The sequence below is a fragment of the Anaeromyxobacter terrae genome, from assembly GCF_022690685.1.
In the GTDB taxonomy this organism is placed as follows: domain Bacteria; phylum Myxococcota; class Myxococcia; order Myxococcales; family Anaeromyxobacteraceae; genus Anaeromyxobacter; species Anaeromyxobacter terrae.
Genome location: NZ_JALCYY010000016.1, coordinates 1 through 25,698 on the forward strand (window position 1 = coordinate 1; position 25,698 = coordinate 25,698).

Genomic DNA, 25,698 nt, shown 5'->3' on the forward strand with positions numbered 1-25,698 from the left:
AGCCCCGCGTTGCCGGCGGCGTCTGGCGGACGGCACCGCCCCCCGTACCTTGTCCCCGTCCATCGTGGCCCGCCGAGGACGTGAGGTCCCGTCCCGGCGGCGCGCCAAGGTGACCTCGACCGCGGCGGTGTCGGCCAGAACGACCCCGACCCCGACCCCGACCGGGAGTCCGCGCCGAGTCCGTGCGCGTCCGCGCGACGTACCTCCGCCGCGAAGAGTCCCGCACGATCCGCGGTCCTTAGCAGGCACCGGCCGTGCATCTTCGCGCGCCCGCGCGCGCGGGCGCGCGAAGAGGGTCACGATGAAGGTCACCGAGAAGGGCAAGGCGGACGGCGGCTCGAGGCCCGCCCCCGGGCAGAGGTTCGACGAGGTGCTCCGCAACGCACGCCGGGGCGGGCGGGCTCCGCACCGGTCGAGCCCGGGCGCGGCGAGCGCGGATCGGAACGCCGCTCCGGCTCAGATCCTCGGCGCGCGACGCACGAGCGCGGAGCGGGCGCGCTGCGTGCTGCGCGAGCGGCGCGCGGACTCCGTCGAGGGGGAGCGGCAGGCGCAGGTACCGCCGCCGCCGATGGCGCCGGCGCAGACGCAGCCCGCGCGCGTCGAGGGGACCGCCGAGCTGCGCGCGATCGTCCGCGCGCTGCCCATCGCCATCGAGGCGGCCCGGGTCCGCGAGGGCGAGCCGCTGTCCCTGTCGCTCGGTCGCGCGCTCTCGGTCGATCTCCGCCGCAGCGCGGGGGGCCTCGAGCTCGTCCTCCGGCCGGACGCCGCGCTGCAGCGCGCGGCCGCCGCCGAGCTGCCCGGGCTCGTCGAGACTCTGCGCGCCCGAGGCATCACCGTCGCGTGCGCGGAGGTGCGCGCGCAGCCGAACGGCGGCCCGCCAGCCGGGCGCTCCGCGCGTTGACGCCGTCCCGGCCCTCCGCTACAAAGGGCGCCTCGGTACGGCACCGTCGCCAAGTGGTAAGGCAAAGGTCTGCAAAACCTTTATTCCCCGGTTCGAATCCGGGCGGTGCCTCTCCCCGAAGGGCTCGAAGCCGCTCAGGTTTCGGGCCCTTCGTGTTTTCGCACGGTGAACGAGCGCCGCGCCCGCCGCTCGGGGTCGCAGGTGCCCGCCCCGCCCGCGACTCCCACCGGGCAGCTCGGGCACAGCCCCTCGACGATCTGCTGGCCGTCGTCCTTGACGAGGACGGCGACGGTGGCGCCCTGGCCGATGCACGCGTTCGCGGCGCTCGGATCGCAGACCACCGCCCGGTCAGCGCGGCAGGGTGCACGTTCGCGTCAGGGCGGGTATCAAGGGGTCAGGGAGGAAGCGCGAGGTGCTCCGAGGCATGGACGATGGAGGCGGCGAATCGAGCGGTGCGATCGCGCCCCGTCGCCGGATCGCGGCGAAGGGCCGGCCGCTCGAGGACCCCCGCTGCGCGGGCTGCCGGCAGCTCGCGATGCTGCGGGCGCTGCGGCGCGCCGGGCTCGTCGTCGCGGGCGGGCTGGGGTGCGAGCCGCCGAACCCGGTCGATCCGGACGGGCCGCCCAGCCGCGTCGTGCGGGTGGCGGGCGCGGTCGAGGCGCTCGTCCGTCCCGGCGCGCTCGTCGCGGAGTCGCGCGCCCTCGCGCTGCTCGCGGTCGTCGATCGCGGCCCGCACCGCGCCGCCGCCGTGGAGGGCGCGCTCGCCGCGGCGGGCGCCCGCGTCGTACGCGTCCCCGCCGGCGTGAGCGCGGCGGACGCCGAGAAGATCGTCTCGGAGGCGCTCGCGCGCGGGGCCGTGGCGCTCGTCGCGCTCGCCGAGTGCGCGCGGCGCGAGGCGGTGAGCCCGCCGCTCACGATCGAGCCGGCCCGCTGCAACCGCTGCGGCGCCTGCCTCGGCCTCGGCTGCGTCGCGCTCTCCGATCCCGGGGGCGACGCAATGTCGATCGACCCGGCGCGCTGCGTCGGCTGCGGCCAGTGCGCCCCGCTCTGCCGCGGTGGCGCCATCCATCGCCTCTGACCAGCGTGAGGACGGCCTCGCGCGACCCGACCGCACGCCCGGAGGCGACCTCCTGCCCTCCCCGGGACGCCAGCTCGCCCACGCGCAGGGCGCCCGGGCGACGCGGCGCGGCCTGGGCGACGGCGGCGTGTTAGACGAGGAGCGTGGCGACCGAGATCTGCCAGTACTGCGGCGTGGACCTCGACGCGGTCGAGCCGCGGCGCGAGACGGGGTGGACGTACGGCGTCGAGTGCAGCCGCTGCACGCCGGAGCAGCGCCGCTCGCAGGTGCTCGCGCGGGCGGTGCGGGTGTCGGAGCTCGCGTGCCCGCAGTGCGGCGCGCGGATGGCGCCGGCGGAGGAGCACCCCGACGTGCTCGTCGTGAAGGAGCTCACCTACGAGGTGTGCACGGCGTGCGGCGAGCGCTGCGGGGTCGCGTCGGTGCGGAAGGTGCGCGACGTGTCGGGCGGGACGATGTAGGGCGTCAGCGCGGCGGCCGCGAGGGCGCGCCGAGGTCCGCGACGGTGCGCGGTCGCCGCCGGTCCCGCACGTGCTCGTCGAGCCAGCGCACGGTGTCGAAGAGCGTCTCCTGCGCGTCGCGCGCGGCGAAGCCGAGCTCGGCCTCGGCCTTGTCGGACGCGCAGTACCAGTAGTGCTCGCCCATCTCGACCGAGCGCGGATCGAGCGGCGTCTCGGTGCCGCGCCATGCGTGGAACTTCTCGAGGAGCCGCGCGCCGGCGAGGTTCACGTCGGGCGGGAGCCGCACGCGGGGCGCCTGCACGCCGGTGAGCCGCTCGAGCCGGCCGAAGAAGTCGCGGAACGTCATGTTGGCGCCGCCGAGCAGGTAGCGCTCCCCCGGTCGCCCGCGCGTGAGCGCGGCGGCGAACGCGCGCGCGGCGTCGCGCACGTCCACGAACGAGAGGCCGCCCGAGGGCATCGCGGGGATGCGGCGCTCCATGAACTTGAACACGACGTCGGTCGAGGAGAGGCGCGCGTCGCCGGGCCCGAGGAGCAGGGACGGGTTCAGCACGACGAGCGGCAGCCCGCTCTCGGCGTGGATCCGGAGCGCGGCCTTCTCCTGGTAGATCTTGGACAGGTAGTACGGCCACCGCGCGACGACGGCGATGGGGTGGTGGTCCGCCTCGGTCGCGACGCGCTCCTCGCGCGAGACCGCGATGGTGCCCGACGAGGAGGCGAGCACGACCCGCTTCACGCCGGCCGCGACGCAGGCCTCGAGGAGCCGGCGGGTGCCCTGGACGTGCAGCTCGTAGAGGGCGCGCGGCTCCGCCGGATCGAAGTCCACCTGCCCCGCGAGGTGGTACACGGCGTCGATCCCGCGGACCGCCTCGCGCACCGCGCCCTCGTCCGTCAGCGACGCGCGCACGACCTCCGCTCCGAGCCGCTCCGCGTCCGGCGCGTCCGAGCGCTGCAGGAGCCGCAGCCGGTGGCCCTCGCCGGCGAGGAGCGGCACGAGGGCCGAGCCGAGGAAGCCGGTCGCGCCAGTGACGAGGACGTTCATGGCTCGCCCTTCCTCCGCTTGGCGCGGGCGCGCGTGGCCGTCGCGGCGCCGGCCGTCGGCGTCTGGCTCGGGGTCGGGGTCGGGGTCGGGGTCGCGCTCGGGGTCGAGGTCGGGGTCGGGGTCGGGGTCGGGGTCGGGGTCGAGGTCGGGCTCGGGGTCGGGGTCGGGGTCGAGGTCGGGCTCGGGGTCGGGGTCGGGGTAGAGGCCGAGGCCGAGGTCGGGCTCGAGCTCTTCGACGCCGAAGTCGGGGTCTTCCGCTCCCCCTTCGCCGCCTCCCGCAGCGCGCGGACGGCGTCCTCGATCACCCGGGTCGCGACCTTGTACCCCTCGCTCCGCGGCAGGCCGGCGATCCGCTTGCGCAGCTCCTCGACCGAGATGGGGCGGCCGATGCGCACCTCGAGCTCGGCGTTGCGCGGGACGCTCTTGCCGGGCGGCAGCGCCTCGAAGGTGCCGTCGAGGTGCAGGGGCAGCACGTCCACGTTGCACTGCAGCGCGAGGTAGCCGGCGGTCGGGAAGAACGGCTGCAGCGCCCCGTCGCGGCTGCGCGTGCCCTCCGGGAAGATGAGGAGGTGGTACCCGCGGCGGAGCGCCTCGGCGGCGGCCTTGAGGCTCGCCTTGAGCGAGCCCTCGCGCTCCATCGGGATGAGGTTCGTGAAGTTCTCGAAGTAGGCGCGCTTCACGCGGGTGTCGAAGAAGTAGTCCCGCGCGGCGAGCGCGGCGAGGCGCCGGCCCTCCTCGCCGAGCGCGATCTTCACGAGCCCCATGTCGAGGTGGCTCGCGTGGTTCGCGACGACGAGCACGTTGCGGTCGTGCGGGATGTTCGCGGCGCCGACGACCTTCGCGTCGTACAGCCCGTGGTACAGCGCCCGCTGCCCGAGCCCGAGCAGCCGGCGCCCGAGCTTCGCCATCGCCGCGGGCACCGCGATCTCCTCGTCGCCCGCGGGCGGAGGCGCGGCCGCGCGCTCCGGCTCCGGCGCGTGGCGGGGGACCGCGGAGGAGACGACGCGCGCGAGCTCGCCAACCGTCTGCACGTCCTGCAGGTGCTCGGCGGCGGACGCGGGCACGCCCGCCTCCTCCAGGGCAGCGGTGAGCTCGGTGAGCATCAGGCTGTCGAACCCGAGATCGGTCGCGAGGCGCGACTCGTGCGTCACCTCGGCGCGCGGGCGGCGCGACACCTCGGCGAGCAGCTCGAGGAGCCAGCCGTCGCCCGCGCCGCGCTCCTTCGCGGACTCGCGCGCGCGCCGCCCCTTCTGCGCGGCCGCCTCGAGCCGGAGCAGCTCCTCTCGCACGAGGCCTCGCTTCACCTTCCGCGTCGCGGTCTTCGGCAGCTCGCCGTCCACGACGTGCCAGACCTTCGCGCGCTTGGCGAAGGGGAGGGACGCCGACACCGCGCGCACGTGGGCCTCCAGGCGGGCGCGCACCTCCTCGCGATCGTCCTCGCCGTACTCGGGGACCACGATCAGCGCGACCTTCTCGCCCGTGCCGTCGGGGAGACCCACGACGCACAGCTCCTTCACGAGCTCCGGCTCGCGGTACGCCTCCTCGACCTCGTCCGGGTAGACGTTCTTCCCGTTGGCGTCGATGATGACGTCCTTCTTGCGCCCGACCAGGGTGAGGTTCCCCGCGTCGAGCTTGCCGAGGTCGCCGGTCCGGAGCCAGCCGCCCTCGAGCACCTGGCCGGTGAGCTCCGGATCGACGCCGGCGTGCTCGCCGCCGCGCCAGTAGCCGAGCATCACGTTCGGCCCGCGGGCGAGCACCTCTCCGACGCCGTCGGCGTCCGGCTCGGAGATCCTGAGCTCGACGCCGGGCAGCGCCGGGCCGACGCTCCCCTTCGGCGCCGCCTCCTCCGGCTGCGACACCGCCAGGACCGGGGCCGCCTCGGTGAGCCCGTAGCCCTCGTACAGGTCGAAGCCGAGCTCGCGGAAGGCCTTCTGGACCTCGGGATCGAGGGCCGAGCCGCCCGAGACGAGCAGGCGCAGCCGGCCGCCGAAGCGGCGGTGCACCGGCCAGAAGAGGAGCTTGCCGAGGTTCACGCCGAGCTCGGAGTCGCGCAGCGCGGCGTTCCCCTTCATGAGCGCGCGGAACGCGCCCTCCACGACGCCGGGCTTCGCCGCCAGCTCCTGGGTGATGCGGCGGTGGAGGAGCGACCAGAGCGCCGGCACGCCGATCATCGCGGTGACGCGCCCGGAGGAGAGCGCCTCGGAGATGCGGTCCGAGGTGAGCTCGTCGAGGTACTCGATCTCCGCGCCGCGCGAGAGCGGCACGAGCAGCCCGCAGGTGAACTCGAACGTGTGGTGCAGCGGCAGCACCGACAGCATGCCGTCGGCGGGCCCGAGCTCGAAGGTGCCGACGAGCTTCGCGACGAGGCTCGCGAAGTTGCGGTGCGAGAGCATGACGCCCTTGGGCGTGCCGGTCGTCCCGCTCGTGAAGATGAGCGAGGCGAGGTCGTCCGGGCCGACCTTCACGGACGGCGCGACCGCTCCCGGGGGGCCCCCCGCGAGCGCCTCGCCGAGGAGCGCCGCGCGCGCGCCGGGCACCGCCGCCGCGGCGAGCGCCGCGAGGCCGGGGCTCCTCTCCGCCGCGTCGTCGGAGAGGAGCGCGAGGCGCGCGCCCGCGGTCCGCCAGAGGTTCGCGAGCTCGCGCTCGGTGAGCTGCGGATCGACCGGGACGGCCGCCGCCCCGGCGCGGAGGATCCCGAAGTAAGCGACCGCCCACTCGGGCCGGTTCTCGCTCGCGAGCAGCACGCGGTCGCCCTTCGCGACGCCCGCGCCGCGCAGGAACGCGGCGACCGCGTCGGCGCCCCGGCGCAGCTCGCCGTAGGTGACGCGCGCCTTGGCCGCGCCCTGCATGCGGAGCGCGACGCGGTCCTTCCAGCGCTCGCAGGCGGCGTCGAGGAGCTCGAGGAGGTCGCGGTGGGCCTTCGGGGCGTGGACGCGCTTGCCGGACTCCTCCTCGAGGCCGGGGAACACCCACTCCTCCATGCCCTTCATGTGCACGTCGAGCCAGTAGCGCCGCCAGTCGAGCGCCTCCGGATCCCACGGCAGCCGCGCGCGGTCGGCCTCGCCGAGGCGCGCGTACAGCGCCCGGATCGCCGCGCAGCGGAAGACGTAGCGGTTGTCCCAGACGAACGGCATGTAGAGATCCCACATCGCCTTCGTCTGCTCGAGGCGGCTCCCGAGCTCGTCGAGGCTCTCGGCGAGCCCTTCGGCGAGCGCCGAGAGCCGCGGCGCGCCCCAGCGCGGCGAGGCCTCGCGGAGGAGTCGCTTCGCCCCGCGGGCGAGCGCCGCGAACGCCGGCGCGCTCGCCGCCTCGTAGTGCGCGCGCGAGACGGAGTAGGGCTCGAGCCGGGAGAGGAGCCGGTTCCAGGTGGGGTTCCCCTCCTCGCGCTCGCGGTAGAAGCGGCGCCGGTACAGCGCGGTGAGCTCCACCGCGCGCCGCGCCCAGAGCGGGTTCACGTCGCCGGAGGCGAGGTGGTAGACGCGGCCCGCCGGGCGCTCCGCGGCGGGCCGCGCGCGGGAGGCGTCGCGCCGCTCCACGAGCTCCGCGGTCGCCGCGATCATCGCGGCCGCGACCAGATCCACCGGCACGACGTCCAGGATCGCCTTCTCGGCGGCGGGGAAGCTGCGGTGGCCCTTGAGCGCCATGAAGGCGAGCGGCGCGCTCGTCGTGAACCCCTCGTTCCAGCCGGGGAACGGGAAGCGAAGAGAGCTCTCGACGATCGACGGCCGGACGATGGACCACACGACCGGCGCGCCTGGGGCCCGCTCATCCTGAGCCTGTCGAAGGATGACCTGCTCGCCGAGCGACTTCGTGTACGTGTACGTGTTGGGCCAGCCCCAGTGGCGGGCGCGCGTCATGCCGGCCTCGACGAGCTGCCCGGAGAGCCACAAGCGCCGCTCGCGGCCGACGGCGAGCCGCAGGGCCTTCTCGTCGCCGGCGCGCCCCTCGGCGCGGAGCCGCTCGAGCGCGCGATCGCGGAACTCGGACTGAAGCACGCGGTCGTCGGCGCGCGCGCGGAGGTCCTCGATGCGCCGCGTGGCGTCGGCGAGCTCGGCGTCCACGTCGAAGTCGGCGGCGGAGAGGGCGCCCGCCTTCGGCCGTCCCTCGACGCCCTCGCGCCGCGGGAAGTAGCCCCGGAGCTCCTCGTCCTCGTGCACGACGCCGTCGCGGTTCCCCGCGACGAAGCAGGTGGACACGTGCAGGAGCGCCGCGCCGGTGGCCCGGCAGAGCTCGACCGCGCTCCGCGGCCCGCGGACGTTCACCGCGAGCGCCAGCTCGAGCGAGGGGTCGAAGTCGACGAGGCCGGCGCTGTTCACGACCGCGTCGAGCCCCTCGAGGCGCGCGAGATCCGCCTCGGAGAGGCCGAGCAGCGGATCGGTCACGTCGCCGGCGAGCGGCACGCACTTCTCGCGGAGGAAGGCCTCGAAGCCCTCGCCGTGGCGCGCGCGCAGCGTGTCGAACGGACGGCTCGGCGCGACCTTGTCGAAGAAGCGGGCCTCGGCGGTGCCGCCCGTCCCGGGCCGGACGAGCACGAACACGCGGCCGACGTCGGGGTAGCGGTCGAGGAGCATCGAGAGCGCGACCTTGCCGACGAACCCGGTCGCGCCCGTGACGAGGAGCCTGCGCCCGGCGAGCGCGCGGCCGATGTCGAGCGGCTCGGCGGCGGGCGAGGTGGCGCGCCCGTGGCCGGGGCGCGGGGCGGGGTGGGGCGGGTGTCCCGGCCTGTCGCGGCGCTCGCTCATCCGAGGTTCTGCGTCATGACGATCGGCGGGTGGTGGAGGAGCGCGATGGACGCGCTGCGTCCGTGGATCGCGCGCGCCATGTCGATGGCCTCCGAGAGCGTCTCCGCGTGGTCCCAGCCCATCATGCGCGGGACGTGCGCGTTGTCCGCCCCGGCGGCGATGACCTTGCCGACGTGCTGGCGCCCGTTCTCGCCCCAGTACCACATGAAGAAGGGGTGCGCGCCGTGGTACGCGTGGCCGGTCCGGTACATGTGCACGTAGGTCGGGTTCTCGGCGAGCTCGCGCTCGTAGCGGGCCTCGAGCACCTGCGCGTCGCGGGTCTCCGGCAGGAGCCGATGGAAGAACTCGATGTAGCTCGGGTGGTGCTCGGGGTCGAACGCGTCGGAGCAGGGGTGCGTCACGATGAGCGTACCGCCCTTCTTCACGAGCGGCTTGCCCCGGTAGAAGTTGAAGAAGTACCCGCAGGCCATCACCTGCACGAGCAGCGGGTTCAGGATCGAGTTCACGTTGTACGGCGAGACGTACGGGATGCCGTAGATGAGCACGTCGGCCTGGAAGTCCACGTCGACCGCGTACTGCGCCCAGCTCTTCTCGAGGATCTTCGCGTGCGTGGGCTCGGTCATCCCCGCGTGCACCGCGATCACGTCGTACGGTGCCGGCACGGCCTGGAAGAGCTTGCGCTTCGCCGCGGGGGGAAGCCGCTTCAGGGTCGCGCGCATGCCGGCGAGCTTCAGCCGGTCGAGCTCGGTGTAGTCCTCCTCCCGCTTCATGAGGAACTCGAGCGGTCCATCGAACATCCGGTTGTTGATGGTCGTCTCGATGTGGAAGACCTGGAGGTGCTCGTCGACGTAGCGGCCGATCCGGTCCACGGAGCGGTGCATCTCCGAGCGCTCCGGGTCCATGTACGAGTGGCTCTTGCGGATGTGGTGCGGCGTGTGGTGCGCCTTCACGCCCTCGTAGTTCGTGAGCCCGGTCGCGACCGACTTGTGGCCGCCGTCCATCGGGACGAGGTTCAGGTTCACGTAGATGAGGAGGTCCGACTCCGCCGCGCGGCGGTTCACGATGACCTTCTCGCCGTGCGCGGTGGTGCCGAGGACGACGCAGCCGTCGGGGTCCTCGGCGTCGTGGTTGTAGTAGCGGTCGGGGTAGTAGGCGTCGAAGATCCGGTCGCCCACCATCCGCCGCATCTCCGCCTCGGTCATCCGGCGATGGAGCGCGATGGCGATGACGAGGTGCACGTCCTCGACGCCCGACTCCTCGAGGAGCGGCAGGATCACCTCGAGCACCTGCTGGCGCACGTCGGGCGTCCGCATCGGGGGCAGGGGCAGCGAGATGTCGTCGATCGCGACCGTCACCCGCATCCCGGGCTTGAGCAGCGCGTGCAGCGGATCGCAGCCCTCCGGCCGGTTGATCGCGCTCCGGATCGCCGCCTTCACGTTCGGCAACCCCTCGAGCGGCGGCTTCGGGTAGATGACGCGGGTGCCGACCGGCAGGTCCTCGAGGAGCAGGTCCTCGCCGGAGAAGAGGACGCGCGGCGGCGAGTCCTTGTCGATCGTGACGATCTGCTCGGTGGTCTCGTAGAACCGCGCGAGGCTCTTCGGGTCACGCATGCGTCACGCCTCCGTGGTCCTGAGGATGGGCCACTCGTAAGCCCGCGCGACGCGCGCGAGCCGCACGTCGGGGTTCACCGCGGCGGGGTGGCCCACGACCGCGAGCATCGGGTAGTCGGAGAAAGAGTCGGAGTAGGCGAAGCTCTTCTCGAGCGCGAGCCCCTCCCGCACGCAGTAGTCCCGCATCGCGAGCGCCTTGTGCGCCCCCTCGATGATGGGCGGGACGACGCGGCCGGTGGCGACGCCTTGCACGAAGCGCATCCGGTTCGCGATGAGATCGTCGGCCCCGAGGTGCTCGGCGAGCCGCCGCACCGTGAAGTCGAGGGCGCCGGTCACGAGGACGACCCGGCAGCCGGCGCGGCGCGTCTCCTCGATGAGGCGCGGGGTGCCGGGAAAGATCGCCGGCCGGAGCACGTCCTCGAAGAGCTCGCCGGCGAGGGTCTCCAGCCGGTCCTCGCTCTGCCCGGCGTAGTACCGGTAGAAGACCTCGTTGAAGAGCTTGCGGTTCATCCGGTCTGCCGCGGCGAAGAGCGGCACCGACAGCACCGTCCTCGCGGTCTGCCAGGCCGTTCCGAGGATGGAACCCTGGTTCATCGCGTAGAACGCGAACGCGTGCACGATGTTCGTGCGCACGAGCGTGCCGTCCACGTCGAAGAAGGCGGCCCTCTCCGTTCCCGCCATAGGTGAGCCTCTGTAGACTGCGAAGGTGTGGCTTGGCAAGCGCGGCGAGGGGCCCCTCGGTCGCGCGCCGCGGCGGGATGCGTCACGGCGTCGTTCGCTGGGAAGATCCCGTCGCGAGTCGCACGATGGCGGACGGCGCCATCAGAGCCACCCGCGGTCGCGGTACCAGGCGGCGGCGCGGGCGATCGACTCGCAGAGCGGGGTCCTCGCCTCGAAGCCGAGCCGGGCGCGCGCCTTCTCCGGATCGCACACCCAGCCCGGCGCGAGGACCTGCGCCGCGAGCTTGCGGTTCAGCGGGAGGCGGCGCCCGCTCACGCTCGTGACGAGCTCCGCGAGCGCGGCCGCGCCGCGCACGGCCGCGGGCGGGACGAGCACCGCGCGGGCGCGGACGCCCAGCGCGCGGGCGGCCTCGAGCTGGATCGAGAGCGCGTCGGTCGTCGCCGGGGAGGCGAGGAAGAATGCCTCGCCCCGGGCCTCCGGCTTCTCGGCGAGCAGCACGAGCCCCCGCGCGCAGTCGTCCACGTCGATCCAGGAGAGCGGCCGCTCGGGGCCGCGGAGGCCGATCGCCAGCCCGGATCGCGCGAGCCGGAAGAAGAAGAGGTTCTCGCGATCGCCCGGCCCCATGATCCGCGGCGGCCGCGCGACCGCCACGGGCAGGCGATCCGCGTAGGCGAGGGTGATCCGCTCCGCCTCGGCCTTCGACGCGCCGTAGGGCTCGACGGGCTCGAGCGGCTCGTCCTCCCGGCGCGGCGTCCGCGACGGCCCCGCCGCGGCGATCGAGCCGGCGAGCACGAACCGCGAGAGCCCCGGCGCCTCGGCGAGGCAGGCGTCGAGCGCGAGCCGGGTCGAGCCGGCGTTCACCCGGAGGAACTCGGCGGGATCGGTCGCGCGCCGCACGCCCGCGAGGTGGAAGACGACGTCGCAGCCGCGCACCGCCGCGCGCAGCGACGCCGCGCTCGTGGCGTCGCCGGAGACCACGTCCACGCCGGGGAGGCCCTCGAGGGCGGGCGCGGGGCTGCGGACGAGGGCGCGCACGCGCTCGCCGCGCGCGGAGAGCCGGCGCACGAGCGCCGACCCGAGGAACCCGCCGGCACCGGTCACGAGCGCGCGCATGGCCGGCGGACGGAACCATGCAGCCGGGCCCCCGTCAATCCCTCGCGACGCCCGGCGCCCCCGGTGCGTGCGTGCGTGCGCTGGGGTCCCTTGTCGCTCTCGGAGGGGCGTCCTTACAGTTTTTTACGAGGACGGGCCGGGGAGGCCCGGAAGGACGGGCCGGAGGGGCCCGGGGAAACGACACGAGGGGGGAACGGGATGCGAATTGCGAAGGCATGGGTGGTCGCGGTGATGCTGCTCGGGTTCGGGGTCGCGCACGCCGACGAGGTCGTTCGGGTCGAGCGGCGGCACAGCACCGCGGGCATCGTCCTCAAGGACACCGTCGCCGGCGGGCTCGTCGGCTCGGCCGTCGCGGGAGGCGTGATCCTCTACAACATGGGGATCCAGGGCGAGGACAACTACGACTGGGGCCGCACGCTCGCGTGGGGCGCCGTGATCGGCCTCGGCGCCGGCCTCGTGTGGGGCGTCGTGGACGCCGCGTCGGCCTCCGACAACACGTACGCGGCACGCGCGCCGGTGCGCGACGGGCAGTCGCTCACGATGAACCGCGGCAGGGACCAGAGCGGCAAGACGACGATGGCCCTCCTGTCCGGCCACTTCTGACGCGGCTGCCGCGGGGCGGAGCGGGGCGGGGTCGGCCGGGAGCCGGCCCCGCCCTTTTGCTATCCTCCCCGGATGACCGCGCTCCGCTCCGTGTGCCCTTTCGACTGCCCCGACGCCTGCGGGCTCCTCGTCGAGGTGCAGGATGGACGTGCAGTCAAGGTGCGCGGCGACCCGGAGCACCCGTACAGCCAGGGCACCCTCTGCCCGAAGATGAACGGCTACGAGCGCAGCGTGGGCTCGCCCGATCGGCTGCTGCACCCGCTCGTCCGCACCGGCGCGAAGGGGGAGGCCCGGTTCCGCCGCGCGAGCTGGGACGAGGCGATCGCGCTCGTCGCCGCCCGCTGGAAGGAGCTCGTCCGCGAGCACGGCGGCGAGGCGATCCTCCCGTACTCCTACGCGGGGACGATGGGCGTCGTGCAGCGGAACGCGGGGCACGCGTTCTTCCACCGGCTCGGCGCGTCGCGGCTCGACCGAACCATCTGCTCGCCCGCGAAGGGCGCCGGCTGGAGCCAGGTGATGGGCGCCACGGCGGGACCCGATCCGGACGAGGTGCTCGACTCGGACCTCGTCGTCCTGTGGGGCATCCACGCGGTCGCGACGAACCTGCACTTCGTGCAGCGCGTGAAGGAGGCGCGGCGGCGCGGCGCGAAGGTGCTGCTCGTCGAGGTCTGGCCGAGCGAGACGGCCGCCGTCGCCGACCGGACGATCCTGGTCCGGCCCGGGTCTGACGGCGCGCTCGCGCTCGGGCTCGTCCACGTCCTCGCGCGAGACGGCCTCGCGGACGAGGCGTTCCTCGCCGCCGAGACGGTCGGGTGGCCGGAGCTGCGCGCGCGGGCGCTCGCCGAGTACACGCCCGAGGCGGTGAGCCGGCTGACCGGCCTCGCACCGGCGGAGATCGAGGAGCTCGCCCGGGAGCTCGCGGGCGCGCGGGCGCCGTTCCTGCGGGTGGGGAGCGGGCTGTCGCGCTACGCGAACGGCGCGATGACGGTCCGCTGCATCGTCGCGCTGGCGGCCGTGCTGGGCGCGTTCGGGAGGAAGGGCGGGGGCTGCTTCTCCGACGCGAGCTCGTCCCAGGCGTTCGATCTCTCGCCCGTGACGCGCGAGGACCTCCTCGCGAGGCCCACGCGCGTCGTGAACATGAACCAGCTCGGCCGGGCGCTCGCCGAGCTCCGCGATCCGCCCATCCGCTCGATGATGGTCTACGCCGCGAACCCGGCGGCGGTCGCGCCGGATCAGAACGCGGTGCTCGCCCGGCTCGCGCGCGAGGATCTGTTCCTCGTCGTGCACGAGCGGTTCATGACCGACACCGCGCGCTTCGCCGACGTGGTGCTCCCCGCGACGTACTCGCTCGAGCACGCGGACCTGTACCGCTCCTACGGCCAGTACTGCCTGCAGCGCGCGCGGCCGGTCGCGCCTCCGCCCGGAGAGGCGAAGGCGAACTGGGAGGTGTTCCGGCTCCTCGCCGCCGCGATGGGCTTCGAGGAGCCGGTGTTCCGGATGACGGAGGACGCGCTCATCGACGCCGTGCTCGAGCGGCTCTCACCGGCCTGGCGCGCGGGGCTCGACGTGGAGCGGCTCGCCGCCGGGGGCGCGGTGACCCTCCGGCCGCCGGCGGGGCCGCGCTGGCGCACCCGCTCCGGGAAGATCGAGCTCCGGAACGAGGCGCTCGCCGAGCCGCTCCCGCGGCATCTCCCGACGCACGAGGATCAGGGCCTGCCGCTCCGGCTCGTCACCGCGCCGGCGATCCACACGCTCAACTCCACCTTCATGGAGCGGCCCGAGCTGCGGGAGCGGAACGGCGGCATGAGCCTGCGGCTCTCGCCCGCCGAGGCGTCGGCGCGGGGCCTCGCCGACGGCGCCGCGGTCGTCGCCTGGAACGCGCTCGGCGAGGCGACGTTCGCGCTGCGCGTCACGCCCGGGCTGCCCGACGGGATCGCGGTGGCCGAGGGCGTGTGGTGGCTCGCGCACGCGCCCGGCGCGCGGAACGTGAACGCGCTCACGTCGCAGCGGCTCACCGACGCCGCCGGCGGGTCGACGTTCTACGACAACCGGGTGGACGTGCGCGGCGCGTAGGCCCGCGCCTCGCCGTCCAGTCGCGGGGAACACGCCGAAAGCTCCCAGGGGGCGTGGGGAGCGCGCCCGGGCGGGCGCCTCGACGCCCGCCGGAGGCTCCACGCTCACGTTGCGGGGGTCACCGAACGCTGACGCCCATCAAGGCGGGCAACGTGTCGCAGTATTTGCGCAGCAGGATCTGCGCGTTTCGGTGCGGCGGCTATCACCCCGAATTCAGGGCGTTATAATCGAGAGGCGATAGCCCGAAAGGGTGCTCTACGGGCCTCTACTCGGAGGGCCGGAGGTCCTGTATTCTTGCGCACGATCAACCCATAGGGGACGTGCAAATGAACGAGTATCGCTACGACCACCGGACGGTCCAGGGGTTCATCCTCTCGGCCATCTTCTGGGGGGTCGTCGGCATCGTCATCGGGCTGCTCATCTCGGTTCAGATGTGGCTGCCCGCGGCGAACTTCCCGCCGTACCTCACCTTCGGGCGCCTCCGGCCCGTGCACACGAACGGCCTCGCCTTCGGGCTCGGCGTCGGCGCGATCTTCGGGCTGAGCTACTGGATCGTGATGCGGCTCTGCAAGCGGCCGCTCCTGTTCCCGAGGCTCGCCCGCGTCCAGCTCTGGCTCTTCAACGCCGGCATCGCGCTCGCCGCGATCTCCCTCATGGCCGGTCACACGCAGTCGCTCGAGTACGCCGAGCTCGAGTGGCCGCTCGACGTCGCGATCGTCGTCCTGTGGGTGATGTTCGCGGTGAACGTCTTCGGGACGGTGCTGAAGCGGCGCGAGGAGCAGATGTACGTGTCGCTCTGGTACGTCATCGCGACCGTCATCGCCGTCGCCGTCCTCTACCTCGTGAACAACCTCGCCCTGCCGGTGAGCCTCACGAAGAGCTACCCGGTCTTCGCGGGCGTGAACTCCGCGAACGTGCAGTGGTGGTACGGGCACAACGCGGTCGGGTTCGTGTTCACGACCCCGATCCTGGCGATGTTCTACTACTTCCTCCCGAAGGCGACCGGGCTGCCGATCTGGAGCCACCGCCTCTCGATCGTGGCGTTCTGGTCGCTCGTGTTCGCGTACCTCTGGACCGGCGCGCACCACCTCGTCTACACGCCGCTGCCGGACTGGATCCAGACGCTCGCCATCGTCTTCACCCTGTTCCTCATCGCGCCGAGCTGGGGCTCGGTCGTGAACGGCTACTACACCGTGGGTCAGGACTGGTCGAAGATGCGGTCGAACTACCTGACCAAGTTCTTCATCCTCGGCATCACCTTCTACGGCCTGCAGACGGTGCAGGGCCCGACCCAGGCGCTCCGCGTCGTCTCGCAGCTCATCCACTTCACCGACTGGGTCCCCGGCCACGTGCACATGGGCACGATGGGCTGGGTGACGATGGTGATCACGGCGTCGGTCTACTACGTCATCCCGAAGATCTACGGGACCGAGATCCACTCGGTGAAGCTCGCGAACGTCCACTTCTGGCTGGTCCTCGTCGGCCAGCTCCTGTTCTCGATCACGATGTGGATCACCGGCATCCGGCAGGGCTGGATGTGGAAGGCGACGGACGCGCAGGGGAAGCTCGTCTATCGCAACTTCGTGGACACCGTCGCGGGCAACTACCCGTACTGGCAGACGCGCACGCTCGCCGGGATCGTCTTCACCGTGGGCATGCTGTTCTTCGTCTACAACGTCCTCATGACCATCCGTAAAGGCAGGGCGCTCGAGCGGCAGGCCGCGCCCGCGGCGCCGGCGGCCAGCGTCACGGCGGCGTAGGAGCGGAGACGACCATGGCCGGAAAGATCTACTCGAAGCCGATCGCCTTCTCGATCGCCGCCACCCTCGCCGTGCTCGCCGGCTCGATCGCGATGATGGCGTACCCGATGCTCCGCGCGGAGATGCACCCGAAGGTCGAGGGGCTCGCGCCGCTCACGGCGCTCGAGCTCGCGGGCCGCGCCATCTACCAGCGCGAGGGCTGCGTGAACTGCCACACGCAGACCGTCCGCCCGCTCCAGAGCGAGGTGGTGCGCTACAAGGGCAACCGCGCCGCGGAGCCGTCGGGGCGCTACTCGCTCGCCGGCGAGTTCGCCTACGACCACCCGTTCCTGTGGGGGTCGAAGCGCACCGGCCCGGACCTCGCGTTCGAGGGCTGGCTGAAGAGCGCCGCCTGGCACCACGCGCACTTCGAGGATCCGCAGGCGGTCGTGCCGCGGTCGAACATGCCAGCGTACGCCTTCCTGAAGGCGGCGGCGGTGGACGGGGACGACATCGGCGCCCACATGCGGACGCTCCGGCGTCTCGGGGTGCCGTACACCGACGCGGACCTCGCCGGCGCGGCCGCTGCGCTCCAGGGCAAGACCGAGATGGACGCGATCGTCGCGTACATGCTGTCGCTCGGGAAGGCGGTCGACCGCGGCGGCAAGGGCGGGCTCGAGCTCGACCTCGAGGAGAAGAACCCGCTCGCCGCCGACACCGCCGCGATCGCGAAGGGGCGCCAGCTCTTCGACGCCCAGGGGTGCGGCGCGTGCCACGGCGACGAGGCGCACGGCCAGGAGGGCGTCGCGCCGAGCCTCGTGGACGACGAGTTCCTGGGAGAGAAGGGCGATCTGCCGGACGCCGCGTACTTCGGGATGATCAAGGGCGGCAGCGACGTGAAGAAGCAGCTCGGCCGGCCCGGCCTGGCCGACGGGGGCATGCAGCCGTTCGGCAGCGAGCTCTCGGACGAGGACATCTGGTCGATCGTCGCGTGGCTCCGCAACCAGAAGGGCCACGAGGCGGCCGAGCCGCCGCACGAGGAAGCCGCCGAGCACGGGAATCGCTAGGGAGACGCGCCATGGCCGAACAGCAGCAGCTCGATCCACAGCTCGACGACCTCTCGAAGCTCGAGTCTCCGAAGGAGACCGCGAACGAGCTCCCCGTCGGCTGGCTCATCCTGTTCTGGGGGCTCATCGTCTGGGGCGTCTGGTACGCGTGGGCGTTCACCCCCGGGCTCGGTGGCTGGTCGCAGACGCAGGACCTCGAGGGCGGCGGGGCGTCGATGGGCACGAACGTGCTCGCCACCCTCGCCTTCACGGTGATCCCCGCCACCGCGGCGATCCTCCTCATCGCCGCGCAGCGCAGGAAGGGGAAGAAGCAGGCATGAGCCCCGAGACCGCCTACTTCGTCTTCGGCCTCACGCTCTGCGCCGCGCTCGCGGGGATCGCGCTCTTCTACTACTCGCGCAAGCGCAAGCACACGGTGGAGCAGGCGAAGTACCGGATGCTGGAGGATGACGACGAGCGGTAGCTTCCAGCGCTGGCGCCGGCTCGCAGGGGCAGCCCAGGGTCTCCTCTGGCTCGGGCTGCCCTTCGTGTCCGTCGGAGGCGAGAGCGCGCTGCGCCTCGACGTGCCGGCCGGGCGGCTGCACGCGTTCGGCGCGTCGTTCGCGATCGACGAGGCGTTCGTGGTGCTCGCCGCGACGCTCCTCGTCACGGCCGCGTTCCTGCTCGTGACGCTCGTCCTCGGGCGCGTGTGGTGCGGCTGGTCCTGCCCGCAGACGCTCCTCGGGGATCTCACCCGCCTCGTCGAGCCCGGCCGGGGGAGGATCCCGCGGCGCTGGCGGCGGCCGGCGGGCCTCGCGCTCGTCGCGCTCGTGTCCGCCCTCGTCGCGGCGAACCTCCTCTGGTACTTCGTGCCGCCCTGGGAGTTCTTCCGGCGGCTCGGGGCGGGGACGCTCGGGCCGGTGCTCGGCGGGGCGTGGCTCGCGATGGGGGCCCTGCTGTTCGCGGACCTCGCCCTCGTGCGCCAGACCTTCTGCGCCACGGTCTGCCCGTACGCGAAGCTGCAGGGCGTCCTGTTCGACCGGCACACGCTCGTCGTGGCGTACGACCGGCGCCGCGCGCGGGACTGCGTCGACTGCGGGGCGTGCGTGCGGGTCTGCCCGACCGGCATCGACATCCGCGACGGCCTGCAGATGGAGTGCATCGCCTGCGCGGCGTGCGTGGACGCGTGCGCCCCCATCATGGCGAAGCTCCGCCGCCCGCCGGACCTGGTCGGCTACTTCCTCGGCGAGCCCGGCACCCCGCGCAGGCTCGCGCGCCCCGGCGTCCTCGCGCTGGCAGGCGCGACCGCCGCCGCGCTCGCGCTCCTCGTCTCGGTCGTCGCGGGCCGGGCGCTCGTCGACATGAACGCGCTCGCCGAGGCGGCGTTCACTCCGCGCCGCGCCGCCGACGGGCAGGTCGTGAACGCCTTCAGCGTCGCGCTCGAGAACCACGGCCGCGCGCCCGTGACCGTCCGCCTCGCGCTCCGCGCCGGCGGCGCCGACGTCACCGTCCGGCCGGACGTCGTGGAGCTCGGCCCGGGCGCGCGGCGCCAGGTCCGGCTCGTCGCCGCCGCGCGCGGGCTCGACCGCGCGGGGCGGGTGACGGCCGAGCTCGTCGGCGAGGTGCGCCGCGGCGGCGCGGTGCTCGAGCGCCGAAGCCAGGAGGTCTCCATCGTGGTCCCGGAGGTCAGGTGACGCATCAGGCAACGAAGCTCGCGTTCGCGGCGGCGGTGGTCGCCGGGATCGGCGCCGTCGTCGGGACGGTGTGGATCGGCTCGAACGTGAAGGAGGAGACGATCGTCGCCGATCCCTACGAGGAAGGGCTCCGCTACGACGCCGAGCGCCACGCGCGCGCCGCGCTCGGCTGGGACGTGGCCCTCCCCGCGCCGCCGGCGTCGCCTGGCGAGCTCACGCTCCCGTTCGCGGTGGCGGACGGCCAGGGCAGGCCCGTCACCGGGGCCGTGATCGCGGTGAGCGTGGCGCGGCTCGACACGAGCCGCGGCGTGGCGACGGTGGCGGCGCGGCCGGACGGGGCGGGGCGCTACGCGGCGGAGGTGGACCTCCCCGCCGCCGGCCCGTGGCTGCTCCGCTTCGACGTGCGGCGCGGCGACGATCGGGTGCGGATCGAGAAGGTCGTCCACGTCGGGACGCCGGCGGCCGGCCGGCGCTCCGCCGCGGGAGACGTCGCGGCCCCCTGCGATCTGGGCCAGGGTCCCTGCACGCGCCCGCTCGACGGCGGCGGCGAGGTGACGCTCGAGCTCGGCCCGCGCCCGCTCCGCACGATGCGGACGCTCGCGGTCGCCGCCGAGGTGCGCGGCGCGCCGCTCGCCGGCACGACCGTGGCGGTCTCCTTCGCGATGAAGGGGATGCAGATGGGCGAGAACACGAGCGCGCTCGCGGCGGCGGGGGAGGGACGCCACGCGGGGAAGGCGGTGCTCGTGCGCTGCCCGAGCGGGCGGAAGGACTGGACGGCGGACGTGACGGTGGCGTCGCCCGGCGCGGCGCCGCGCAGCGCGCGCTTCGAGCTCACGGTGGCCGAGTGACCGACGCGGTCGCGATGGCGTTCGTGACGGGCCTCCTCGGCGGGTTCGGCCACTGCATCGGCATGTGCGGGCCGCTCGTCGGCTCTTTCGCGCTCGCGAGCGGTGCGCTCGGCCCGCGCCGCTCGCTCGCGGGGCAGCTCGCCTACCACGCCGGCCGCGTCACCACCTACGCGACGCTCGGCGCGGCGATGGGGCTCACCGGCTCGTTCGTGAACGTGGCGGGCCGGCTCGCCGGGCTGCAGGACGTCGTCGCGGTCGCCGCCGGCGTGCTCATGATCCTGCTCGGCCTCGGCGCGGCGGGCGTCTCCGGCGCGCTGAAGCGGCTCGAGGCGCGCGCTTCGGCCCGCGTCGTGCGCCTCGTGCGCGGGCTCCTCTCCGGCGGCGGTCCCGGGCGGCTCTACCCGACGGGCCTCGCGCTCGGGCTCCTCCCCTGCGGCCTCTCGTGGACGATGTTCCTCGGCGCGGCGGCCACCGGCAGCCTGCCCGAGGGACTCCTCCTCGCGCTCGCGTTCGGGCTCGGCACCGTCCCGGCCCTCCTCCTCGCCGGCGCCCTCGGGGCGCTCCTCGGCGCGCGCGCGCGCGGCGTCCTCTACCGGGCGGGCGGGATCCTCGTCGCCGTCCTCGGCGGCGTGTTCGTCGCCCGGGGGCTCCGCCTGTGACGGCGACGGCTCCCCGCGAGCGGGACGCCACGATGCCCGCCTGCGACCACTGCCTCCTCGCGTTCCCCGCACGAGAGGCGGTCCGGGCCGAGATCGCCGGGGAGGCGCACGTGTTCTGCTGCGTCGGCTGCCGCGGCGTCTTCGAGCTCGTGCACGCCGAGGGGCTCGGCGCCTACTACGACACGCGCCGCTGGGACGGGCCCGGCGCGCCGGTGAGGCCGGACGGGCTCGAGGCCGACCTGCCCGCGTTCCGCGAGGCCGTGCGCCACGGCGAGGCGGGCGACGAGATCGAGGTCTACGTCGACGGCATCCGCTGCGCGTCGTGCGTCTGGCTGAACGAGCGGCTCCTCTCGCGAACCCCGGGCGTCACCTTCGCCCGCGTGAACTACGCGACGCACCGCGCGCGGGTGCGCTGGGATCCGGCGCGCGCCGGGCTCGAGACCGTGCTCGCGCGGATCCGCGCCGCGGGCTACGTCCCGAAGCCGTGGTCCGACACCGAGCAGGCGGCGGCGCGGCGAGCGGAGGCGCGGGACCTGCTCGTCCGCCTCGGCACCGCCGGGTTCCTCGCCTCGCAGCTCATGATCTACCAGGCAGCGCTCTACGCCGGGTACTTCCAGGGGATCGACGCGGGGACGCGCCGGCTCATGGAGTGGATCTCGCTCGGGCTCACGCTGCCCGTGTTCTTCTACGCGGGCGCGCCGTTCCTCCGCGCGACCGCGAGCGGCCTCAGGCACCTGCGCTTCAACATGGACTCGCTCGTCGTGTTCGGGTCCGGCGCGGCGCTCGTCTACTCCGTCTACGAGATGCTCCGTGGCGGCGAGGTCTACTTCGACACCGCCGCCATGATCCCGACGCTCGTCCTCGTCGGCCGGTTCGTCGAGGCGAGCGCCAAGGGCCGGGCCTCCGAGGCGGTGGCGCGGCTCGCGCGCCTCGCCCCCCGCGAGGCGCGCCGGCTCGAGCGCGGCGCGGACGGGCGGGAGACGCGGCGCAGCGTGCCGGTCGCGGAGATCCGCCCGGGCGATCGCGTCGCGGTGGTGCCCGGCGAGCGGATCCCGCTCGACGGCACGGTCCTGGACGGCGCGTCGGAGGTGGACGAGTCGCTCGTCACGGGAGAGTCGCGGCCGGTCGCGAAGGCGCCGGGCGCGGCGGTGATCGGCGGGACCGTGAACGGGACGGGCGCGCTCGTCGTGGAGGTCGCGCGCGTCGGGAAGGACACCGTGCTCGCCGGGATCGTCCGGGCCGTCGAGGAGGCGCAGGGCGCGAAGCCGCGCATCCAGGCGGTCGCGGACCGGGTCGTCGGCGTGTTCGTGCCGGCGATGCTCGTCCTCGCGGCCGGGACGCTCCTCTTCTGGCTCGCGCGCGGCGCCCCGCTCGATCGGGCGCTCATGACCGGCATCTCGGTGGTGGTGATCGCGTGCCCGTGCGCGCTCGGGCTCGCGACGCCCATCGCCGTGATCGTCTCGACCGGTCTCGCGACGCAGCGCGGGCTCCTCGTGAAGGGCGGGGACGTGGTCGAGCGCGCCGGGCGCGCGACGGACGTGCTGCTCGACAAGACGGGCACCGTCACGCGCGGCAGGCCGGTCGTGCGCGAGGTGGTGTCGTTCGATCCGGCCGTCGCGCCGGACGACGCGCTCTCGCTGGCGGCGGCGGTGGAGTCGCGCAGCGAGCATCACGTCGGTCGGGCGATCGTCGAGGCGGCGCGGGCGCTGCCCGAGGCGGCGGCGGTCGAGGTGGAGGGGTTCCGGGCGGTGCCGGGGAGGGGAGTGGTGGCGCGGGTGCGGGGGATGGGCGGGGGGCCGACCCCGACGTCGACCTCGACCGACTCCGTCCCCATCCTCATCGGCAACCGCGCTCTCCTCGCTGACCACGGCGTCCCGCTCCCGTCCGACACCGACGCCCGCGCCCGCGCGCTCGAGGCGCGTGGCGAGACGGTGGCATTCCTCGCGGTGAATGGCGCGCTCGCCGCGCTCTTCTCGATCGCCGACGTGGTGCGCGACGAGGCGCCGGAGGCGATCGCGCGCCTCCGCGCGCTCGGCCTCCGCGTCGCCATCGTGAGCGGCGACACGCAGGTCACGACCGGCGCCGTCGCCGCCGCGCTCGGGGTGGAGGCGGTGGCCGAGGCGAGCCCGGTGGAGAAGCGCGCCGTGGTCGCGCGCCGCCAGGCGGAGGGCCGGCGCGTGCTCTTCGCGGGTGACGGCATCAACGACGCCCCCGCGCTCACGCAGGCCGATGTCGGGGCGGCGATGGGGCGAGGTACGGACGTGACGATGGAGAGCGCGGACGCGGTGCTCGTGCGCGACGACCTCCGGCTCCTCGCGGACCTCGTCCGGCTGTCGCGCCGGACCTACGCCGTCATCCGCCAGAACGTGTTCTGGGCCTTCTTCTACAACGCGGTCGCGATCCCGCTCGCGATGGCGGGCCTGCTCCATCCCATCGTCGCCGCCGGCGCGATGGCTGCGAGCTCGCTCTTCGTCGTCCTGAACTCGCTGCGCCTGCGCGGCGCGCTCGGCTGAGGGCCACATGTCCATCGGCTTCCTCATCGTCCTGTCGCTCGCGCTCGGCGTCGTCGCCTGGCTCTTCTTCCTGTGGACGGTGAAGAGCGGACAGTACGACGATCCGGAAGGGCCGAAGTACCGGATGCTCGACGACGACGAGGGGGAGGCGAAGCCGCGGGGTGAGCGCGGGGGACCGCGCGGGGAGCGGCGATAGACTGGCGACCTCTGCCGGCCACCTGGCGGCGATTCGCGTCAGGCGGTGCCTCGAGTACTCGATGGTTCACGAGGCCCCGCACACCCCGGGCGGCCGGTCGATGGTCGTTAGCGGTGACGTTCGAACGACCGACCCCGGCTCGGATCGCGAGCTCCGCGAAGACCGGACGGTGGTCGGAGCCCCCAGAGTCGTCGATGGTCCCTGCCCGCACGGCGACGAAGTGACTCGTGAAGAAGATGTGGTCGATGCGCACGAGCGGTATGGCGGGAACTGCGCCGAAGGGCGACCCGATGCGCGCGGGATAGGTGAAGCCAAACCCGAATCCACGCTCCCCGTGCGCGTTGGCGAGCTCGCTCGACACCATTCCGTATAGCTGGGACCAATCGGGCGCGTTGAAGTCTCCTCCGAGGATCACCGGTCCGTTCTCCGGGAGCACGTCCTCCTCCAGGAGCGCAGCGATCTCGGAGTACGGGCCCCGCCACCCGCCATGCCGCAGCGGATGCACGTTGAAGATGGTGATGGGACCGACGGGCGAGCGGAGCACCGCCTTCTGCGCATTTCCCTTCCGCGCGAGGCTCGCCCTCGACTCGATGGGGTAACGGCTCACGATCGCCTGCAGGAGCGCAGGGTCGTAGACGACGTGAATGGGGGACTCGTGGTAGAGCCCGCCAACGGCGTCGATGAGCCGAGCGAGGACCTCCGCCCGGATCTCCTGCAGGAGGAGGACGTACGGGCGTTGTCGCAGGACCACGCTCGCGATCCTCGTCGCGTCCATGTTCTTCGACCACGTGTTGTAGCTGATGACCCTGAGTGCGACGGTCGGGGCTGGCGAGAGGGGCGGGTGCGATCGAAACATCGGCGCGGTGATGACGATGATCATCGTCGCCGAGGCGCCCAGGACCGCGGCGAGCGGCCTGCGTCGCCTCACCCACGCCCAGGCCGCGCCGGGCACGAGCCCGAGGAGCAGCCAGGGCAGGACGTAACCTGTGTACCGCGTCACGAAGAGCTGGTCGCCAAACCAGCGATGCAGGACGACGCCGGCAAGGACCGTCGATCCGAAGAGCCACCATGCCGAGGCGAGGAGGCGGGCCATCACGCTGCGCACGTTATCCATCGGCACCCCGCGAGGCGCTCCCACGAGGCCTCGGCGACGACGTCTCGACGCGTCCATGGTGGGGGCATGTCCCGCGTGCAGGTAACCGGCGCCCGCCCGGCGGCGCGCCGGACGTGCGCTGCGCATGGCCCAGGTCCGCGGCCGGCGCTTCGGGCACGACGTGGAGACTGTCGTGGGCGTGGGCGACGAACGGAACACGATCCGGACGGGGCTCGGGTCGCGCCGATACCTGGAGGCGTCGTCTGGCCGACGCGCACGCGTCACGGGCGACGGGCTCGCGGGGGCGCTGAGTACCCTCCAGTGAGCGCCAGTCCCGTCGGGCACGCGGCCTGGGGCGCGGAGCGCTGCTACGCTGTGGTCCATGAGCGTGTACGAGGCGGCACTCGCCGGCATCGCCGCAGCGCGGCGGCGCTGGGTGATCACCGGCGGGGCGGGCTTCATCGGCTCGCACCTCGTGGAGGCGCTCCTCGCGCGCGGACAGGACGTCGTCGTCCTCGACGACTTTTCCACCGGACGCGAGGCGAACCTCGACGCGGTCCGTGCCGCGGTGGGCGAGGAGGCCGCGCGCAGACTCGCGGTGATGAGCGGCGACGTCCGGGACCCGGAGGCGTGCGCGAGAGCGCTGCACGGCGCCGAGATCGTCTTGCACGAGGCCGCCCGCGGCTCGGTCCCGCGGTCGATCGCGCACCCGCTCGCCACGCACGAGGTGAACGTCACGGGGTTCCTGAACGTCCTCGAGGCGGCGCGCGCGGCCCGGGTCCGCCGCGTGGTGTTCGCGAGCTCGAGCTCGGTGTACGGGGATCACCCCGCGCTTCCGAAGAAGGAGGACGTGATCGGCGACGCGCTCTCGCCCTACGCCGCATCCAAGCGGAGCGACGAGATCTACGCGGCGGCCTACGCGCGCTGCTACGGGCTCGAGCTCGTGGGGCTTCGATACTTCAACGTGTTCGGGCCGAGGCAGGATCCGCAGGGGCCGTACGCGGCGGTGCTGCCGCGCTGGTTCTCGGCCCTGCTCGCCGGCCGCGAGGTCGCGATCTACGGGGACGGCGAGACGAGCCGGGACTTCTGCTACGTCGCGAACGTGGTCCAGGCGAACCTGCTCGCGGCGGTTACCACGCGCAGGGAGGCGCTCGGGACCGTCTACAACGTCGCGTACGGCGTGCGGACGACGCTGAACGAGCTGTTCCGGCTCGTCCAAGCACAGGTGGCGCGGTACCGCCCCGAGTCGGCGGAGGCGCTCCCCGTCTACCGCGAGTTCCGTCCCGGGGACGTGCGACACTCGCTCGCGGACGTGTCGCGCGCGGTGGAGTTGCTCGGGTACCGGCCGACGCACTCGGTGCACCAGGGGCTCGTGGAGGCGGCCGAGTGGTACGCAGGCGCCGCCGCCGGCGCCCTGGCGAGCTAGCTGCGGCCGGGCGTGTCCGCGGCGCGTGAAAGGGCGTTTCGACATCGTGGCGGCGGACCCGAGGGCGGTGGCGCTGAGGGGGCGCCCCGCAGCAGGTCCCGTCAGTCTGGGACCGATGTCTGATTCGCGCCTGGGGATGGGGTATTGACCCATGTGAGAGGCTGAATGTCTCCACCTCGTGCTCAT

General features: G+C 73.7%; 21 protein-coding genes, 1 tRNA gene and 1 pseudogene. 16 read left to right on the forward strand and 7 right to left on the reverse strand.

Annotated elements, in window-relative coordinates; translation table 11 throughout:
• Positions 1 to 301 precede the first annotated feature (301 nt).
• Entirely contained in the window at positions 302 to 901 is a 600-nt protein-coding gene (locus tag MNY62_RS09235) for a hypothetical protein (RefSeq protein WP_242343864.1), read from the forward strand.
• Between the two features lie 39 nt (positions 902 to 940).
• Positions 941 to 1,012, forward strand: a tRNA-Cys gene (locus MNY62_RS09240).
• Positions 1,013 to 1,035: 23 nt separating this feature from the next.
• Here the strand turns inward: MNY62_RS09240 and MNY62_RS09245 are convergent.
• Positions 1,036 to 1,242: a hypothetical protein gene (locus MNY62_RS09245; RefSeq protein WP_242343865.1), complete on the reverse strand. Its 207-nt coding sequence runs from the start codon at positions 1,240 to 1,242 to the stop codon at positions 1,036 to 1,038.
• An 83-nt stretch (positions 1,243 to 1,325) separates the two neighbouring features.
• On the opposite strand from MNY62_RS09245, the gene MNY62_RS09250 reads away from it, so the two are divergent.
• Positions 1,326 to 1,979 carry a 4Fe-4S binding protein gene (locus MNY62_RS09250; protein ID WP_242343866.1) on the forward strand — a complete coding sequence of 218 codons (654 nt, stop codon included), beginning with the start codon at positions 1,326 to 1,328 and terminating at the stop codon, positions 1,977 to 1,979.
• Between the two features lie 143 nt (positions 1,980 to 2,122).
• Entirely contained in the window at positions 2,123 to 2,437 is a 315-nt protein-coding gene (locus tag MNY62_RS09255; RefSeq protein ID WP_242343867.1) for a hypothetical protein, read from the forward strand.
• Between the two features lie 4 nt (positions 2,438 to 2,441).
• Here the strand turns inward: MNY62_RS09255 and MNY62_RS09260 are convergent, their stop codons facing one another.
• From MNY62_RS09260 to MNY62_RS09280, 5 genes are all read right to left on the reverse strand, one after another.
• A complete protein-coding gene (locus tag MNY62_RS09260) occupies positions 2,442 to 3,476 on the reverse strand; it encodes an NAD-dependent epimerase/dehydratase family protein (RefSeq protein ID WP_242343868.1) in 1,035 nt (344 codons plus the stop codon).
• Entirely contained in the window at positions 3,473 to 8,218 is a 4,746-nt protein-coding gene (locus MNY62_RS09265) for an AMP-binding protein (RefSeq protein ID WP_242343869.1), read from the reverse strand. The genes MNY62_RS09260 and MNY62_RS09265 overlap by 4 nt, the downstream gene beginning before the upstream one ends.
• The gene (locus MNY62_RS09270; protein WP_242343870.1) at positions 8,215 to 9,828 is read right to left on the reverse strand and encodes a lactate racemase domain-containing protein; all 1,614 of its coding nucleotides are present in this window, start codon (positions 9,826 to 9,828) and stop codon (positions 8,215 to 8,217) included. Before MNY62_RS09270 ends, MNY62_RS09265 begins: the two co-directional genes overlap by 4 nt.
• A gap of 3 nt (positions 9,829 to 9,831) precedes the next feature.
• Positions 9,832 to 10,509: an HAD family hydrolase gene (locus tag MNY62_RS09275; protein WP_242343871.1), complete on the reverse strand. Its 678-nt coding sequence runs from the start codon at positions 10,507 to 10,509 to the stop codon at positions 9,832 to 9,834.
• A 141-nt stretch (positions 10,510 to 10,650) separates the two neighbouring features.
• Positions 10,651 to 11,622 carry an NAD-dependent epimerase/dehydratase family protein gene (locus tag MNY62_RS09280; RefSeq protein WP_242343872.1) on the reverse strand — a complete coding sequence of 324 codons (972 nt, stop codon included), beginning with the start codon at positions 11,620 to 11,622 and terminating at the stop codon, positions 10,651 to 10,653.
• A 198-nt stretch (positions 11,623 to 11,820) separates the two neighbouring features.
• Here MNY62_RS09280 and MNY62_RS09285 point away from each other — a divergent pair, with 198 nt between their 5' ends.
• The 11 genes from MNY62_RS09285 to ccoS all read left to right on the forward strand — a co-directional run bounded on the left by MNY62_RS09285 (position 11,821) and on the right by ccoS (position 22,993).
• Positions 11,821 to 12,225 (forward strand): hypothetical protein, encoded by a 405-nt coding sequence (locus MNY62_RS09285; RefSeq protein WP_242343873.1) that lies wholly within the window; start codon positions 11,821 to 11,823, stop codon positions 12,223 to 12,225.
• A gap of 72 nt (positions 12,226 to 12,297) precedes the next feature.
• A complete protein-coding gene (locus tag MNY62_RS09290; RefSeq protein ID WP_242343874.1) occupies positions 12,298 to 14,298 on the forward strand; it encodes a molybdopterin oxidoreductase family protein in 2,001 nt (666 codons plus the stop codon).
• Positions 14,299 to 14,624: 326 nt separating this feature from the next.
• Positions 14,625 to 16,058, forward strand: coding sequence for a cbb3-type cytochrome c oxidase subunit I (locus MNY62_RS09295; RefSeq protein ID WP_242343875.1), 1,434 nt, complete (start codon positions 14,625 to 14,627; stop codon positions 16,056 to 16,058).
• A 14-nt stretch (positions 16,059 to 16,072) separates the two neighbouring features.
• Positions 16,073 to 17,104, forward strand: coding sequence for a cbb3-type cytochrome c oxidase subunit II (locus MNY62_RS09300; protein ID WP_242343876.1), 1,032 nt, complete (start codon positions 16,073 to 16,075; stop codon positions 17,102 to 17,104).
• An 11-nt stretch (positions 17,105 to 17,115) separates the two neighbouring features.
• Complete coding sequence (locus tag MNY62_RS09305) at positions 17,116 to 17,424, forward strand: cbb3-type cytochrome c oxidase N-terminal domain-containing protein (protein WP_242343877.1); 309 nt, start codon at positions 17,116 to 17,118, stop codon at positions 17,422 to 17,424.
• Entirely contained in the window at positions 17,421 to 17,567 is a 147-nt protein-coding gene (locus MNY62_RS09310; protein WP_242335999.1) for an LPXTG cell wall anchor domain-containing protein, read from the forward strand. The genes MNY62_RS09305 and MNY62_RS09310 overlap by 4 nt, the downstream gene beginning before the upstream one ends.
• Positions 17,551 to 18,777 (forward strand): 4Fe-4S dicluster domain-containing protein, encoded by a 1,227-nt coding sequence (locus MNY62_RS09315; RefSeq protein WP_242343878.1) that lies wholly within the window; start codon positions 17,551 to 17,553, stop codon positions 18,775 to 18,777. The genes MNY62_RS09310 and MNY62_RS09315 overlap by 17 nt, the downstream gene beginning before the upstream one ends.
• Positions 18,774 to 19,625: a FixH family protein gene (locus MNY62_RS09320; RefSeq protein ID WP_242343879.1), complete on the forward strand. Its 852-nt coding sequence runs from the start codon at positions 18,774 to 18,776 to the stop codon at positions 19,623 to 19,625. Before MNY62_RS09315 ends, MNY62_RS09320 begins: the two co-directional genes overlap by 4 nt.
• Positions 19,622 to 20,284, forward strand: a complete 663-nt coding sequence (locus MNY62_RS09325) for a sulfite exporter TauE/SafE family protein (protein ID WP_242343880.1) — start codon at positions 19,622 to 19,624, stop codon at positions 20,282 to 20,284. Before MNY62_RS09320 ends, MNY62_RS09325 begins: the two co-directional genes overlap by 4 nt.
• Before the next feature lie 32 nt (positions 20,285 to 20,316).
• Positions 20,317 to 22,797 (forward strand): heavy metal translocating P-type ATPase, encoded by a 2,481-nt coding sequence (locus MNY62_RS09330; RefSeq protein ID WP_242343881.1) that lies wholly within the window; start codon positions 20,317 to 20,319, stop codon positions 22,795 to 22,797.
• Between the two features lie 7 nt (positions 22,798 to 22,804).
• On the forward strand, positions 22,805 to 22,993 hold the full coding sequence (ccoS, locus tag MNY62_RS09335; protein ID WP_242343882.1) for a cbb3-type cytochrome oxidase assembly protein CcoS: 189 nt from the start codon (positions 22,805 to 22,807) through the stop codon (positions 22,991 to 22,993).
• A gap of 181 nt (positions 22,994 to 23,174) precedes the next feature.
• Here the strand turns inward: ccoS and MNY62_RS25725 are convergent.
• Positions 23,175 to 23,873: pseudogene (locus MNY62_RS25725) on the reverse strand (endonuclease/exonuclease/phosphatase family protein); the annotation flags it as partial.
• Positions 23,874 to 24,468: 595 nt separating this feature from the next.
• Here MNY62_RS25725 and MNY62_RS09340 point away from each other — a divergent pair.
• On the forward strand, positions 24,469 to 25,512 hold the full coding sequence (locus MNY62_RS09340; protein WP_242343883.1) for an NAD-dependent epimerase/dehydratase family protein: 1,044 nt from the start codon (positions 24,469 to 24,471) through the stop codon (positions 25,510 to 25,512).
• Positions 25,513 to 25,698 lie beyond the last annotated feature (186 nt).

Excerpts from the sequence above, each read along its gene's own strand:
- MNY62_RS09235 (WP_242343864.1), top strand. The coding sequence starts at position 302 with ATGAAGGTCACCGAGAAGGGCAAGGCGGACGGCGGCTCGAGGCCCGCC.
- MNY62_RS09250 (WP_242343866.1), top strand. The coding sequence starts at position 1,326 with ATGGACGATGGAGGCGGCGAATCGAGCGGTGCGATCGCGCCCCGTCGC.
- MNY62_RS09260 (WP_242343868.1), bottom strand. The coding sequence starts at position 3,476 with ATGAACGTCCTCGTCACTGGCGCGACCGGCTTCCTCGGCTCGGCCCTC.
- MNY62_RS09265 (WP_242343869.1), bottom strand. The coding sequence starts at position 8,218 with ATGAGCGAGCGCCGCGACAGGCCGGGACACCCGCCCCACCCCGCCCCG.
- MNY62_RS09270 (WP_242343870.1), bottom strand. The coding sequence starts at position 9,828 with ATGCGTGACCCGAAGAGCCTCGCGCGGTTCTACGAGACCACCGAGCAG.
- MNY62_RS09275 (WP_242343871.1), bottom strand. The coding sequence starts at position 10,509 with ATGGCGGGAACGGAGAGGGCCGCCTTCTTCGACGTGGACGGCACGCTC.
- MNY62_RS09280 (WP_242343872.1), bottom strand. The coding sequence starts at position 11,622 with ATGCGCGCGCTCGTGACCGGTGCCGGCGGGTTCCTCGGGTCGGCGCTC.
- MNY62_RS09285 (WP_242343873.1), top strand. The coding sequence starts at position 11,821 with ATGCGAATTGCGAAGGCATGGGTGGTCGCGGTGATGCTGCTCGGGTTC.
- MNY62_RS09290 (WP_242343874.1), top strand. The coding sequence starts at position 12,298 with ATGACCGCGCTCCGCTCCGTGTGCCCTTTCGACTGCCCCGACGCCTGC.
- MNY62_RS09295 (WP_242343875.1), top strand. The coding sequence starts at position 14,625 with ATGAACGAGTATCGCTACGACCACCGGACGGTCCAGGGGTTCATCCTC.
- MNY62_RS09300 (WP_242343876.1), top strand. The coding sequence starts at position 16,073 with ATGGCCGGAAAGATCTACTCGAAGCCGATCGCCTTCTCGATCGCCGCC.
- MNY62_RS09305 (WP_242343877.1), top strand. The coding sequence starts at position 17,116 with ATGGCCGAACAGCAGCAGCTCGATCCACAGCTCGACGACCTCTCGAAG.
- MNY62_RS09310 (WP_242335999.1), top strand. The coding sequence starts at position 17,421 with ATGAGCCCCGAGACCGCCTACTTCGTCTTCGGCCTCACGCTCTGCGCC.
- MNY62_RS09315 (WP_242343878.1), top strand. The coding sequence starts at position 17,551 with ATGACGACGAGCGGTAGCTTCCAGCGCTGGCGCCGGCTCGCAGGGGCA.
- MNY62_RS09330 (WP_242343881.1), top strand. The coding sequence starts at position 20,317 with ATGCCCGCCTGCGACCACTGCCTCCTCGCGTTCCCCGCACGAGAGGCG.
- ccoS (WP_242343882.1), top strand. The coding sequence starts at position 22,805 with ATGTCCATCGGCTTCCTCATCGTCCTGTCGCTCGCGCTCGGCGTCGTC.
- MNY62_RS09340 (WP_242343883.1), top strand. The coding sequence starts at position 24,469 with ATGAGCGTGTACGAGGCGGCACTCGCCGGCATCGCCGCAGCGCGGCGG.